Below are 13,335 nucleotides of genomic sequence, written 5' to 3' on the forward strand. Positions count from 1 at the left end.
CAAAATCTCCCTGAGATTCCTGAAAATCAACGAAGTTAGGCAGCGGAATGAGAAGCACGATCGCGGCGTAGCAAGGCGTTGAGCTTATCTGCTAAGACTTGCATCCGCACCACTCCACTCACTTGGTCAACGGCATGACCATCTTGGAAGAAAATGAGAGTAGGGATAGCGCTGATGTTGTATTTCGTGGCAAGTTGCTCGTAGTCGTCCACATTGAGCTTGGCCACTTTTGCTTGCCCTTCAAACTCTGCGGCTAATTCTTCCACAATGGGGCTGAGCATTCGGCAAGGCCCACACCAAGGAGCCCAAAAATCTACTAACACGGGCATGGAGCTAGCCAGCACTTCGCTGTCAAAGTTTTCGTCGGTCAGCTTGATGGATTGATAATGATCTGACATGGCGTTACGCCTCCAGTTGGTTGCTGTAGTCAAGTAGTTAAACAACCGTTTAACTAAATAGTAGACAACCTATTCTCAATCGTCAAGTACTTGTTTAAGTATTTAAGTAAAAGCTTTTACGCCTTAAGATAGAAGTAGAATCATTAGCCATAAAAAGGGGTTCTACCCTTGCGATCGCCCCATGCTCGACTCCAACCTTGATTCATCTCGCAGCTCTGCCCCGCTCCTAAAACTAGACTCAGAACAACGGGCTAAGATCTTTGCAGCTCTTGGCGATCCCACCCGTCTACGAATTGTGGATCTGTTAGCCCAGGCCGTAGAAATGAGCGGCTCCGAACTCGCCAACCATCTAGAAATTAGCCTGGCCTTATTCTGCCATCACTCCAAAACTTTGGTTGACTGCGGCCTAGTCCAAGTCAGAAAGGAAGGACAAACCAAATACAGCTCGCTTAATCGCTGTCTACTCGCCCACTGTTTAGCCAGCATCAAAGGGCTGCCTAACGCCAATAGTTCTAATTAAATCTAATTAAAGGATTTCTTAGCGCAATTTTTAATTGGCTGAACCACAGTATTTCCGTAGCAGCAAGTTTTGTGCCTACGCACCCAAGCTGTCAAAGCAATCTTATTTAGCTCGCTTCAGAGAAAATCTCCAGAAGCGGCAAGACGGCCTAGAATGCTTAAGGAAGCTTAGAAGATGCATGAATGGAGACGACACGCACGTTTGCGATTCTTGCTCCTGTCCCAGAAATTCACCTGCTTTCGGGACTAGAAGCGATCGCTGCTCAACTCAACTTAGATGAAGTCACAAACGAAGGGTTGCCCAAGGTGGCTTTTGGTAGTATGGCCTTTGAAGTCATTCGGAAAGCGGATGAGCTTCGCAAAGAACGCGCGGTCGAAGTGTTAATTTACGCTTCTGAGGCTCAAGGAGATCAGCCATTAAATCCCGAAGTTTGGTGGCGCGCCCGTTACATTGGGCATGTACCTTCTCGCAATGGCCGTTACCCAGGCAAATCGATGTTTCGTCCTCAATCTACTGCTGGAGCGAGACCGACTTGGGCGATTTACTGGGAAGTGCAAGAATTAGAGAAACTGAAAGCCCCCATCGCGATCGCCTCTTTGCAGGGGTTGGGTCAAAAGGCACCTCTGAAAGGGCGCTTTGTCCCTGAAGATCCTGTCTTAATTGAGTATCCTTTTGCTGCTTTTGTCGCTATCTCTCGTCAAGCTGCTGCCGATCGCAAGTAGAAGCAAGCGATCGCTTTTAGCGAATGGTAACCCTAGGCTTAGGTAGCCATTCGCTAGACTTTGGATATAACTACATCCTCAATTTCACCCGCTGTCATCCGCTGGTCAGACGGCTGATAAATGCTCCCACGCCTCCCGCGTTAGTTGCCATTCAGTTTGGCTCCATCCCCGTGCAGTCATCCAACTAGGGCTAGGACGTGAGCCAACTTCGACAAACCCATACCGTTGAGCTAAACGGGTGACTCGCAAGTTTGCACTCACAGAAACACCCCGGATCTCTTTTAATCCCAAATCACGGAAGCCAAACTGAATCAAGGCTTGAGCGATCTCGATTGCGTAGGCATAACGTCCCCAAAACTGGGGAGCTAACTCAATCCCTAGTTCTGCTTGATCAGCACCATAACCTTCACGGCGCAGCCCACCACAGCCGATCAGCTCATTCGATTTCCGGCGATCGCGGATGGCAAGCTGATAGTTGCGACGGGGAGATTCGGTTGCCCACTGGCTGAACAGGTGGAGCAATTCACGGGTTCGGTTGGGTGTCACCTCTTCGGGCGCACAGAATTCGGCATATCTTGGATCGGCATGATAAGCCATAAAAGCAGGCTCATCTTCTTGGATAAAGTCTCGCAGTAGAAATCTTTTAGTGACGATCTCCATCGTTTTTCTTCTACAGTAGCCCGAAGGCGATCGCGAACAGAATTCTAAACTTCAGTCGTTACTTGACTCTCTAGTTATCTCACTCGCCCCACCACAAACTTGAGATAGCGGCCTTCGGGGAAGTGGGCAGGGACAGGATGATCGAGGGGTTGGCCCGCTTCATGGATGATTTGCACGCGTCGCCCTGCTGAAGCTCCTGCTGCCGCGATCGCTTCCTTAAATGCCTCTGGGCTAACTTGGCTCGTACAACTTCCGCTTACCAATAAGCCCTTGGGAGCTACACAGCGCAGAGCCAACGCATTGAGTTTGACATAAGCTCTTTGGGCAGCATGGCGATTTTGCTTACTCTTGGCGAAGCTGGGCGGGTCAAGAATCACCAAATCAAAAAAGCGCTTTTGTTCTGCGTAGCTATTGAGCAGATTGAAACAATCTTGCGTGACAAAGGTGTGGCGATCGGGGTCTAAACCATTGAGAGCAATATTGGTATTTGCCGCTTCCGCCAATCCTTTGCCAATGTCTACGCTGGTAACGTGTTGGGCTTTACCACGCAGGGCATACAACGAGAAAGCTCCAGTGTATGCAAAGCAATTCAGTACCTCACGTCCTTGACTCAAGTCTTGGACAAAGCGGCGGTTTTCGCGATGGTCTAGAAACAGCCCCGTCTTTTGCCCAGAATACAAATTCACCTGAAACGATAGCCCGTGCTCTTTCACCACCAAATCATCCGGTGCAGCCTGGCCCCACAACCGCTCTATCTTGCTATCAGGTTTATTATCAGTCCCTTCATCAGAGGCTCTATGTTGAGTGCGGAGGAAAATGCCTTGTAGCGGTTTGGCAGCTTTGAGCGCATCCACTAGCCAATCCAGGAGCACAGCCGCTCCTTCCATGTAAGTTTGCACTACGGCAAAGTCGTTGTAGAGATCCACTGTGATCCCTGGCAAGCCATCTCCTTCTCCAAACAACCACCGATATGCGGTACAACCTTTGTCTCTGAGAGGAGAGCGTAAGTCCCAAGCTGCCTGGACTTGTTCCCGGAGCCAGCGTGGATCTGGAACTTGCTCCTCCGAAAAAATCCGAATCGCGATCGGGCCATTAGCATCCCACAGACCATAGCCTGTCCAGTTGCCACAACGCGCGCGCACCCAAGTTCCAGATGGGAAATGCAGATTCGACGGGACATGGTTACGGTAGACCCAAGGATGCCCTTGGAGGAGTCGCTCTTTGAGTGCAGTGGGAAGTTGAATGTGGGGCAGCTTTGCCATGATCTCAGTTAAACAGCCGTTTCTTGTCGCTGCGCCTAAAATAGTCCTTTTCAACTATACAGGTGCGATCGCTCAAGTATCGATTCTAATGTTGGAGCGATCGTCCAGTTGCGTTAGTAGTATTGACTAACCGCTGATAGATTAGGTTTGGAATTTGTAGAGTAACAGTAGCAACCATAGTTTTCTCGTTACCTCTTTGCCTACGATATGATTTTTATTAGATGTGTTTAATAGTTGTTAGACTTTTGTCTCACCTTTAAAGGTAAAGATTAATCGCTTTAGTGACTTTAAGTATTTTCATAGAGCTCCTTAAAAAAAACAAAAACTCATTAACGGATATTAAATTATTTAATAATATAGGTTGTTATATCTACCCTTGAACTAACTTCTGTATTGCTTGAATTTTAGGTTCTAACCTTTTCCGCTTTTCCTGCTCTAGGCGCGTTTTGAGGTTTAGAGCAAGTCCATCTTGTAAAAGATTTCTGGCTCGACTGAAATTTTCATTCTCAATCTCTATTTCAGCTAGATCAAGACAAGCTGAAAGGTTAGTCTTTTGCTTTAAAGAGTTTTCAAAACACTGACGAGCTTTAATACAATCATCTAAAGCATCACGATAAAAGCACCCGAACTCATACCAAAAGAAACCCTCCTTCCGTCTATCAAAATCAATAGCTTTCCGAAAATTATCTATGGCATGATTATAGAAAAATGAACCTCTCGCCCAGTAAGATTTAGCTAAAATCCAATAGCAAGTAGCATTGTTCGGATCTGATACCAGTACATGAGTTAGATTATCAGCTATCTTCTTAGGAGTATTAGATTTCAACAAAACATGAGCATAACCTATAGATGCAAGGCTAACCATCCGATTAAGAAAATTTTGAAACTTAATATTGTCATCGCTAGGATTAAGCTGTGGCTTAGCCAAGCTTAAAACTTTCTGGTAGATTCTTTTTGCAGTATCTAGTTCGTCGTAATCAAGAAAAAAATCCGCGACACTGAGCAAATCTTTGTACTGACTTGTTCGCGGACTTTTATAATTTCTAAAGATAAAGTTAGCTAGATCGAAGCAAGTTTCAAGATCTAAATAATTTCTGAAATAGCAAAAAACATAACAAACAATCTTCTTGTCTTGAGGATACTGCTTTATTGCGCAACTAGTAACAGTTTTAATTAATGCTGGTTGATTACAACGTTTAAGAATGGGAAGAAACACATACCAGAGATCTAGATCTACCTTCTGCTGTTGACTCATCCAAAACCATTGCTCATTAACAATAGCCTGAAGTTCCACAAAACTTACATTAATTCTCTCAAAAAGCATAAGATAGTGTTTACGAGGGGCAAGATCATTTGGATATAATTGCAACCAATTTTTAATATAAGCAATTGCACCTTGTTGATGATGTCTACTCCCCACTTGATCAATTAGAGCAAGGTATTTGAGTAAAATATCTTGCCAAGTGCTTGGATAATCTTTAAGCCACTCACTCGTCTCGTGAATCGCTTTCTGCTTCTGCTCTCTTGTTCCCTGCTCTTCAGTCAAAGACAAGTTGATAATACGAACATTTGAATCATTTGGATAGATTTCTATCCAACTACCAGTCTCTTGAATGGCCTTTTTTTTCTCCTCAAATGTTCCACTTTTCTTTACTTGGGCCAGATACTTGTGAAATGCTTCTCTATCATCTGGATTTTCTTTGAACAAAGCAGCAGTTTGATCCCTTATTCGATCAATCAGCTCTTTTTCCTGCTCTGATGATCCGTAATCCCTTATCAAGAGGCGGCATTGCTTGGAAATTCGCTGATCATTTGGATGTTCTTGAAGCCAATCAACAATCCAAACTACTATCTTAGTAATCTCTTCTTGTATTTGTTCTAATTTTTCTAACTTCTTTAATAAAATAAAATAGGCTCTGTAAACTTCTAAAGCGTATGGATGTTTCTTCAACCAAACACTAGCTTGTCTAACTGCCTCTTGTTGGTCATCAAGTTCTCCATTTTTTCTAACAAACACAAGATATTTGTTATAAAGATCACGATTTCCTGAATTAATTCTAAGCCAAGCGAAGACTTTTGAAATTGACTCCTGCTTTTGCTTCTGATCAGCAAACTTTTCTACTAATGATAGCCAATAAGTCCATTCGGAAGAATTGTAAGGTGTAGTAGCCAGGATTTGATTCTGGCATCTAATTTGTTCATCAACTAAACCTATTACTTCGTACATTTTTTCCCATACCAACCAATCCGATATTGTGCTTCCTTGCTGTAAGGCTTCCATTTGTAATGCGTAGTCACTTAAGATTCTTCGAACAAGATTAGCATTACCAATAGTGATTAATCGAAGCGCATAGCATAGCCAAGATTTGTGGACTTTATTATCTGGAGTTAGAAATTGTACTATTTTAGAAAGGTAACGATCTAAAGCACGAGCTGAATAAGGTGGATTTTCATCATAACGAGGTTTATAATTTAGCTCTATTGCTTTCTGCGCAATCAATTCATGAATTACTCCTAAACCCTCAAACCTTTCTTTACAGATTGTACGGACTACTCCTGCCAACTCTCTTGTCTCAGCAAAATCAATTACGTCTTGAACTGCTTTGCTATGGTATTCATCCAGACAGCTAGGTATAAATTCAAACGGAACAATAACTCCATATTGAAAGAAACTACAAATCAATCCAAAAACTTGATAAATAGGATAACTAGTACTATTAGGTAAGCCTTTAACAATATCAGCAATAATCTGATCAAAAGGCTTTCCTTCAGTTAATTGAAGCATCAACACCAACATCGCTGGAGCATTCATCAGTCTATTTTTATCTACTGATGACATCCGATCTAGTCTATTTTTTGTCTCTAAGTTTTGACGAACTTTTGATAGAATTCTTTGTTTCTCAAGTTTGCTTGGCCTTTGAATGGTGAGTAAATTTAGTCTATAGCCTAGTCCATCCAAACTTTCGTGCTGATCTTCACTTGGACGTGTTGTTCCTAGCAAAGTAAAAGGGAATGGAACTGGATTTTGCTCTAGCTCTTCTAAAACTGATTCATCACGAAAAACATCATCGGCAAGTACATAAAAGTGTTGTTCCTCAACCTGCTCTGAGAAGCTGCGCAACTTTTTGAGCCATTCTTGATCTTTATCTTTCTTTTCTAAAACTAAACACCCGTTTTGAAATAGTTCATATGTCAACCATTTTAGCAATGCTGTTTTTCCTGCTCCTGGCTCGCCTTGAATTAGGAAAAGCGAAGTTCCTCCAAATTCTTTCAGTTGTTTTGAAATATTTAATGCCTCATTCTGTTGATCACGCTTAATGTAATTTCCCTGTGTGATCAGCGCCCAAGTGGCTGTTCTTAATTTAAGAATTGAGGATTCTTGTCGTTGTCCTCTAAGCTTGAAAAAATCCTCATTCAAAATTTCAAAGCCATCAGGTACAAATTTCTGAGCTTTAATTAAAGGTTTAACGTTAGCTAATGGAACTTTTGTAAGGAGAATCTTGCTCTCTAAGCCAAAATCCCACTTTTGTGGCTTCTGCTCTGGCTTTTCAACGGCCACACGTTCATATATATAGTTGTAAAGTTCATCAGTAGAAACAAATCCATCTCGATCTAGATCAGCTTCTCCCGTTTCCAAGCCCCTTACTAAAGTATGAGTAAAGACTGAGCATCTGCTCTCACCATCAGTTTCTTCGCCCTCAAAGGCGTAATTCATACTGTCAGTTGCAGTTAAAACAACCCGACCTTTTCCCTGAAATTCATCTTGAATATTCGTTTTTACACTAGCTGTTTTTGTTCCCTTTGCAAAGGCTCCACTGAAACAACAGTCGAGTAAAAGTACTTGCAGTTTCGATCGACTACGCTGCATCTCGCTGTTAATAAATTCAGCAGACACAGCGGTAGAGCGAAGAAATTTACAGTCAGTATCCTGACTAGCAAAGTAAAGTTTTCCGTCATCTGGATCTTTGACTCCATGACCAGAAAAATAAAGTAAAAGCAAGTCTTCACGTTTACGAGCACGAAAAAAGGCTTCAATTTCCTGCTTAATAATTCGTGTAGGTTTATTGAGTAATGTTTTTACTTGAAACTCGCCAAGCTCTGGGTTTTCCAATATTCGAGCAAGAGCTTTAGCATCTTCGGCTGGAGCAGCCAAAGGTTCCAAATTATCTTTATCTTGGAACTCGTAATTAGCAATAATTAAGGCAAACCGAGCTTCAGCCATACAGAATAAAGATCAAGACTTCGTGTGTCTGTCAATCCAAGCATCAATTAATTGCTGTTGTTCTTTGGAAGAAACTCCCGTTATCTGAAGCTTATCGCCATTGATTTCCATAATTATGCTGCGACGCTCATCACGTGCAAGCCAAGATTGAATTGCATTAATTAATGTTGTGACCACTCCACCAGCGGCAAGCAAAGTTACAAGAATTGTTCCCCAGCTTATTGGATCACCCACTTTTGCACCCTTTGGTGCTTCTCCTGCACGAACTAAATTTACAGACTCTACATCTAGCTCAAGCAGTTCTTCGCGGAGCTGTTGTGTTAGCTGTTCTAGTTCCTCGGCATCAAGGTCTAGCTCAGAACTGATCTTTAACAATAGCTGCGCTGTTTGCTTTGCCATACCATTCTTTTGGTGTGTATGTATTTCATCAAATAGCTACTATTATACTACATCTGGCTAATTCATTTGAACTACCCTATACTATTCCTAGCTTGTGCTGATTCTTACAAAAGATCAAATGGCATCAATCTTTTGCACTCTTCAATTAAAATGCACAAGTAAGAGTGTATGTCTTCACATTCTTTGAACCATTGGTTTCTAAAGTATAGGTAAAACAAAGAATTTGAAGATTGTGCTTTTACTCAACCACGGAATTAACTTTCTCATGACGAACTTGTCTAACCTTAATGGCAGGTTAATGCTTTATGTTTCTGCACAAAGCTCAAAGTATTGTCGGTGATTGTTGCTCATTTAAGGCGGAATCTTTTTGATTTAACGCTTAATGATTTGGATTTAGCCTTAATGCTGTTTCGTTCAGATTTAAACAATCAAACTTTAACGGTAAATCTTTACTCGTTGGTCGCTAATCTACAACCTTGAGCTTTGAATAGTTTCACTTTAGGCTTGAATCCTACAGATTTACCTACAATACTTTGAGCTTTGACAACCAATGTTTGCGAACTAGCTGCGATCGCGTCTGTAGCGGCTGGTTTGGCTGGCTTACTCTTAATCGCCCGAAATAGCGTTCCTAATTGTTCAGCAATCCCCTTCAAGCCAGGGGTCTTCTTCGCTGCCGTCTTTACAGAATCATACACAGTTAGGCTGCTTGTCATTGCTTCACTACCCACTGCCATCAACGTATCATCCACCTGTTCCGACATCTGGTTCAGCAACATCTCAATTTCCATCAGTGAGGTTGCCAAACGGTAATCATTCGAGAAACCATCCAGATCAAAGCTCGTAGGCAAAATATTACGGTTGCCCTGAGCTGCATTCAGACTGGTCTGCACAAATGCCAGTCGCTTATCCCCCACCTTAAACAGCCGCTTCCGCTCTGTCGTGTTCAGCGTGATCAAAAATGGTAACTTCTGCTGAATCGTCGCGATCGCTTGACGAATTTCTTTGAGGTCTGCGTCCGATAAAGTTACGTTGATGTCCTGGTAAGGCATAGAAGACTCTTGAGAATAAACAGTAGCGAAATAGCCATAGGCCGAATTCGTGGCTGTATTATTCCCGGAGCGCTAGAAGCACTGACGTATTAAGCTGTGGCTACCTGCAACACAATTTTGCCGCGTGTATGCCCACCTTCGCTTAGCTTGTGCGCTTCACCTGCTTGGCTCAGAGAAAGCACCGTCTCAACGATCGGCTTTACCTGCCCCGAATCAATCAGTTGTGCTATTTCGCTCAGCCAGTCGGCTCTGGGTTGGATGAAAACATAAGCACTCCGACACTGGTGAGCCGCAGCTTTTTCTTCGGGTGGAGGAGAAATGACCGAAACTAGGATGCCGCCTGGCTTGACTACCTGCCAAGAACGCTCTTGCACCTCGCCCCCAACCGTGTCGAACACGACATCTACAGGTTCGACAACATCCTCAAACTGAGTAGTTTGGTAATCAATGATTTCATCCGCTCCCAACTGGAACAAAAAGTCTTGATTCCGAGCCGAAGCAGTGCCAATCACATGTGCCCCTTTCCAGCGAGCAAGCTGAACTGCATAGCTGCCAACTCCACCTGCCGCTGCATGAATTAAAACTCGCTGTCCAGCGGTTAACCCAGCGGCTTCAAATAGACAGTGCCAGGCTGTAATTCCAGCTAGAGGCACAGCCGCTGCATGAATGTGATCAACAGTTTTGGGTTTGAACGCAACCTCCGAGGCTTTGACAGCAATGTACTCTGCGTAAGCGCCATCTCGTTTGATATCAGGGCGAGAGTAGACTTCATCGCCTGGTTTGAAGGTGTTCACGTTCTCGCCAACTGCTTCTACAACCCCAGAGACATCCCAACCCAAAGTTAAGGGCAAGTCATAATCGATAAAGCCTTGCAGATACCCTTCGCGAACCTTCTAATCTACCGGATTAATAGCGGCAGCATGAACCCGAATCAGTACATCATCCTCGGCGATCGCGGGCACCGAGACATCCTCATAGGTCAAAACTTCTGGACCACCATAAGCGTGAATTCGGACTGCTTTCATGCTCGTTATCACCTTCTTCCGTAGATATTTTTCGAGTGTAAGCGAGCCTGGCCTTGTAGTGCGATCGCCTACCGCAATCTGCCTGACCTTAGGATACTAACGACGAGCCAAAGCCCTAGAAAACTGGCAACGACGAATAAGCCAATGCTGAGTTGAGAGAGGCTACCTGTGGGGGCATTGGAGGAGATGATCGCTGCCCCAATCGTCAAGCAACCCACAAGGATACTAAAAGAGAGACGGTTGGCGGAGTCGTCCATGCTGCGACGCAGAGGGTCGAGATCACGGATGGTCAGATTCCACTTTAGGGTTTCGGAAGTGACGCGATCGAGCAGCAGTTCAATTTGGCGCGGAGATTGCAGGGAGAGGCTTTTGATATCCAAAGCCGTGCGGAGTAAGGCTTGCAGGGGTTGATCACCAATTAACTGTCGTCGAAACAGATCGGTAATCAGCGGTTTAATTTGTTCTAGCAAATTGATTTCTGGATCAAATTGCCTAGCGACTCCTTCCAGATTGGCGAGCGCTTTGGCATACAGTCCTAGATTGCTCGGGAAACGGACTTTATTGTTGCGGGCGGTTTGCAGAATCTCGTAGAACACTTGACTGAAGTTGATTTCTGAGAGATTCACATTGGCATACTTTCGCAACATGCGATCGTAGTCGGTTTCCAAGCGGGCCATATTCACTCCGCTCTGTCCGGAAGTCCCTAGTTGGATGGTGAGTTGCACACACCGCTGGGAATCCATATCCGAAATCGCCAAGATCATCTCGGTCAAAATCTGCTGGGTGCGTGGATCTAAGCGTCCCATCATGCCGCAGTCTAAAATCGCGACTCGGCCATCTTTGAGATAAAACAAGTTTCCGGGATGGGGATCGGCGTGAAAGAATCCATCAATGTAGAGTTGCTGGAAGAATACGCGAAACAACAAAACCGTAATTTGTCGTCGTTCTTCTTCAGGAATGATCGTATCCGCGCTAGGGCGAATCTCAGCAGACAGCAAAGGTACACCATCTAACCACTGCATCACCAATAACTTCTCTGTGGTTAAGTCCCAGTTAATTTCTGGAATCACGAGGCGGGCAGGATCAAACCAGCGGCTCTTAGAGAGATTGCGGCGCAGTTGGTCGGTGTAGCTGGCTTCCTGACAAAAATCTAATTCTGCTTGTAGCGCATTGGTAAATTCTTCGGCGATCGCCACAATGTCGTACTCTTTACCTAACTCGGTACGAGCGGCCAAATCTGCCATGCCCCGAATCAAGGCAATATCTTGCCTAATCACCGCTTCCAAACCAGGACGCTGGACTTTGAGAGCCACTTCCCGACCATCGATCAACGTCGCATGATGGGTTTGGGCGATCGAACCCGCAGCGACGGGGACTGCATCAATGGTGGCAAACACTTCATCTAGCGGCCTGCGGATGGCTTGCCGAATCACCATCTCAATCGCGGGCCAAGCAACGGGAGGCACTTCGTCTTGCAGGGTAGAGAGTTCCTCAATGTACTCAGCGGGAAGCAAGTCGGGGCGAGTGCTGAGGAGCTGACCAAGCTTGACATAAACAGGGCCTAAATCTACCAAAATATTCCGCAGGACGGCAGGAGGTGGCAATTTTGGCTCATCCGCCTTGCCTCCGGTCAGCAAGCGCCGCATGAAGTCCCAGCCGTTGCGGAGGACTACTTCAATAATTTCTCGCTGACGGGAGCTGGTTTGCGCTAAAAACACGGGACTTCCTAGGGGGTGGGGTCAGGGGGCATGAGTCAGTGAGCCGCGATCGCTCATTGCCAGAGCTAGAAACCCTATCCACTGGCACTGCTGCGTTCACTGACTCTCTTCTAACGCCTAACGCCTCAGTTCGCCAAGTCCCCCAAGGGAGAGATTCCAGCAGGCAAGGTCTAAAGTAGATGTTCTAGAGTAGGTGTTCTAGATCGGGGCGATCGCGAAGCTGACTAAGAGCTTGCTTAATTTCCTGGGTGCGGTCTTTTTTGACAATTAAGGTGACGTTGCCATCTCGCACCACCACCACATCTTCCAGACCAATCGTGACGATCACATCTTCAGTATTACTGGCGTAAAGAATGGCTCCTTGGGTGTCCAAGCCCACATGGGTCGCCAACTCGACGTTAGCTTTATCTCCTTTGAGCAAGCGCTCGATCGCCGTCCAATCTCCTAAATCATCCCACCCAAACCCAACGGGTAAAACATAAGCCTTTTGGGTCTTCTCCATCAGCGCATAGTCAATGCTCTTCTTGGGCAATTGAGGATAAGCGCTGGGGCCTTGTTGTTCTAACAGGTGCATCAGCTCTGGGGCATGGACTCGGAGTTCATTTAGGGTCACTCCTGCCCGGAAGACAAACATGCCGCTGTTCCAACTGAAGCGACCACTGGCGAGAAATGTTTCTGCGGTTTCGCGATCGGGCTTTTCCGTAAAGCGATCGACTCGGTAAGCAGGGAAGCCTGTATAGCTGCCCGCAGGTTCTCCCTGCTCAATGTAGCCGTACCCGGTGGAAGGAGCATTGGGTTTAATCCCTAAAGTCACGATCGCTTCTTGTTGCGTTGCGAGTTCCGTAGCCGCGCTCAGCGTTTGTTCAAACGTAGCTTGATCATCAATCCAGTGATCAGCCGGAAAGAAGCCAACTACGGCATCTTCTCCATAGCGCCGAGCGATTTCCAAAGTGCTCCAAGCCACCGCCGGGGCAGTATCGCGACCTTCCGACTCTACCAACAAGTTTTCTGGGGGGAGATTGGGGAGTTGTTCCTTCACCCCATCCGCTAAGTGGGAAGCAGTAACCACCCAGAGATTTTCCCAACCTCCAGCTAAAGGCAACAAGCGATCGGCTGTGGCTTGCAACAGGCTTTTACCACTACCATCTAAACTCAGAAATTGCTTGGGTCGTAGCTTGCGGCTTAGGGGCCAGAAGCGTTCACCTTTGCCACCAGCCAGAATCACGGGGATGAGGGAATTGCTCATTGCTTAGATTAGTTTCTGGATTAACAGTCTACGTTTCACCGCAAAGCTGACAACGAAGAAATGAGAGTGCCGCTATCAGAATGAGTGATACTGCCAACATAGTCTAAGTTGTGA

At 45.3% G+C, this 13,335-nt stretch carries 12 protein-coding genes; 2 read left to right on the top strand and 10 right to left on the bottom strand.

Annotation, left to right across the window (positions count from 1 at the left end):
* Window positions 1-35 precede the first annotated feature (35 nt).
* Complete coding sequence (gene trxA, locus H6F72_RS12240; protein WP_255527338.1) at window positions 36-431, bottom strand: thioredoxin; 396 nt, start codon at window positions 429-431, stop codon at window positions 36-38.
* Between the two features lie 148 nt (window positions 432-579).
* Here trxA and H6F72_RS12245 point away from each other — a divergent pair, with 148 nt between their 5' ends.
* A complete protein-coding gene (locus tag H6F72_RS12245; protein WP_190435466.1) occupies window positions 580-918 on the top strand; it encodes a metalloregulator ArsR/SmtB family transcription factor in 339 nt (112 codons plus the stop codon).
* Between the two features lie 182 nt (window positions 919-1,100).
* Complete coding sequence (locus tag H6F72_RS12250) at window positions 1,101-1,640, top strand: hypothetical protein (RefSeq protein ID WP_190435469.1); 540 nt, start codon at window positions 1,101-1,103, stop codon at window positions 1,638-1,640.
* A gap of 105 nt (window positions 1,641-1,745) precedes the next feature.
* Here the strand turns inward: H6F72_RS12250 and H6F72_RS12255 are convergent, their stop codons facing one another.
* The 9 genes from H6F72_RS12255 to H6F72_RS12290 all read right to left on the bottom strand — a co-directional run bounded on the left by H6F72_RS12255 (window position 1,746) and on the right by H6F72_RS12290 (window position 13,221).
* The gene (locus tag H6F72_RS12255) at window positions 1,746-2,300 is read right to left on the bottom strand and encodes a GNAT family N-acetyltransferase (RefSeq protein ID WP_190435471.1); all 555 of its coding nucleotides are present in this window, start codon (window positions 2,298-2,300) and stop codon (window positions 1,746-1,748) included.
* 74 nt (window positions 2,301-2,374) lie between these two features.
* Window positions 2,375-3,562: a class I SAM-dependent rRNA methyltransferase gene (locus H6F72_RS12260; RefSeq protein WP_190435473.1), complete on the bottom strand. Its 1,188-nt coding sequence runs from the start codon at window positions 3,560-3,562 to the stop codon at window positions 2,375-2,377.
* Window positions 3,563-3,932: 370 nt separating this feature from the next.
* Window positions 3,933-7,784, bottom strand: coding sequence for a caspase family protein (locus H6F72_RS12265; protein WP_190435476.1), 3,852 nt, complete (start codon window positions 7,782-7,784; stop codon window positions 3,933-3,935).
* 12 nt (window positions 7,785-7,796) lie between these two features.
* Window positions 7,797-8,183, bottom strand: coding sequence for a hypothetical protein (locus tag H6F72_RS12270; RefSeq protein ID WP_190435479.1), 387 nt, complete (start codon window positions 8,181-8,183; stop codon window positions 7,797-7,799).
* 449 nt (window positions 8,184-8,632) lie between these two features.
* Window positions 8,633-9,232 (bottom strand): hypothetical protein, encoded by a 600-nt coding sequence (locus H6F72_RS12275; protein ID WP_199299061.1) that lies wholly within the window; start codon window positions 9,230-9,232, stop codon window positions 8,633-8,635.
* An 89-nt stretch (window positions 9,233-9,321) separates the two neighbouring features.
* The gene (locus H6F72_RS12280; RefSeq protein ID WP_199299073.1) at window positions 9,322-10,083 is read right to left on the bottom strand and encodes an NADP-dependent oxidoreductase; all 762 of its coding nucleotides are present in this window, start codon (window positions 10,081-10,083) and stop codon (window positions 9,322-9,324) included.
* 42 nt (window positions 10,084-10,125) lie between these two features.
* A complete protein-coding gene (locus H6F72_RS30750) occupies window positions 10,126-10,257 on the bottom strand; it encodes a hypothetical protein (protein ID WP_255527334.1) in 132 nt (43 codons plus the stop codon).
* Between the two features lie 68 nt (window positions 10,258-10,325).
* Entirely contained in the window at window positions 10,326-11,975 is a 1,650-nt protein-coding gene (locus H6F72_RS12285) for an AarF/ABC1/UbiB kinase family protein (RefSeq protein WP_190435482.1), read from the bottom strand.
* Window positions 11,976-12,159: 184 nt separating this feature from the next.
* Window positions 12,160-13,221 (bottom strand): mannose-1-phosphate guanylyltransferase, encoded by a 1,062-nt coding sequence (locus tag H6F72_RS12290; protein WP_190435485.1) that lies wholly within the window; start codon window positions 13,219-13,221, stop codon window positions 12,160-12,162.
* Between the last annotated feature and the right edge of the window lie 114 nt (window positions 13,222-13,335).

This window comes from Trichocoleus sp. FACHB-46 (genome assembly GCF_014695385.1).
Lineage (GTDB): Bacteria > Cyanobacteriota > Cyanobacteriia > FACHB-46 > FACHB-46 > Trichocoleus.

Coding starts and splice junctions, on each gene's coding strand:
- H6F72_RS12260 (WP_190435473.1), bottom strand. CDS start 3,562: ATGGCAAAGCTGCCCCACATTCAACTTCCCACTGCACTCAAAGAGCGA.
- H6F72_RS12265 (WP_190435476.1), bottom strand. CDS start 7,784: ATGGCTGAAGCTCGGTTTGCCTTAATTATTGCTAATTACGAGTTCCAA.
- H6F72_RS12245 (WP_190435466.1), top strand. CDS start 580: ATGCTCGACTCCAACCTTGATTCATCTCGCAGCTCTGCCCCGCTCCTA.
- H6F72_RS12270 (WP_190435479.1), bottom strand. CDS start 8,183: ATGGCAAAGCAAACAGCGCAGCTATTGTTAAAGATCAGTTCTGAGCTA.
- H6F72_RS12255 (WP_190435471.1), bottom strand. CDS start 2,300: ATGGAGATCGTCACTAAAAGATTTCTACTGCGAGACTTTATCCAAGAA.
- H6F72_RS30750 (WP_255527334.1), bottom strand. CDS start 10,257: ATGAAAGCAGTCCGAATTCACGCTTATGGTGGTCCAGAAGTTTTGACC.
- H6F72_RS12275 (WP_199299061.1), bottom strand. CDS start 9,232: ATGCCTTACCAGGACATCAACGTAACTTTATCGGACGCAGACCTCAAA.
- H6F72_RS12290 (WP_190435485.1), bottom strand. CDS start 13,221: ATGAGCAATTCCCTCATCCCCGTGATTCTGGCTGGTGGCAAAGGTGAA.
- H6F72_RS12250 (WP_190435469.1), top strand. CDS start 1,101: ATGGAGACGACACGCACGTTTGCGATTCTTGCTCCTGTCCCAGAAATT.